This is a genomic window from Cobetia sp. SIMBA_158 (assembly GCF_046566945.1).
GTDB classification, from domain to species: Bacteria; Pseudomonadota; Gammaproteobacteria; order Pseudomonadales; family Halomonadaceae; genus Cobetia; species Cobetia amphilecti.
In genome coordinates this window covers 1-240 of sequence record NZ_JAWJYL010001000.1, presented here as the reverse complement: position 1 = coordinate 240, position 240 = coordinate 1, and the positions used below count along the sequence as shown (strand labels likewise).

The window sequence follows — 240 nt, the reverse complement described above, 5'->3', positions numbered from 1 at the left end:
CAAAGAAATTGCAGAATTACGTGCCAAAATTGAACGCGTCCCTTTTATTGACACCTTCGATTTACGTTACAAGAACTACGAGAAGCGGCCCGATCCCTCCAGCCAGGCAGTGATGTTTTGCCTGATGGACGTTTCCGGTTCAATGGATCAATCCACTAAAGATATGGCTAAGCGTTTTTATATTCTGCTGTATCTGTTCCTCAGCAGAACGTATAAGAACGTGGAAGTCGTATACATCCG

Annotated in this window: 1 protein-coding gene; it reads left to right on the top strand. The window is 44.2% G+C overall.

Annotated elements, in window-relative coordinates; genetic code table 11:
- On the top strand, window positions 1-240 hold a 240-nt coding region (locus tag R2R70_RS22810; RefSeq protein WP_410979320.1), incomplete at both ends, for a DUF444 family protein.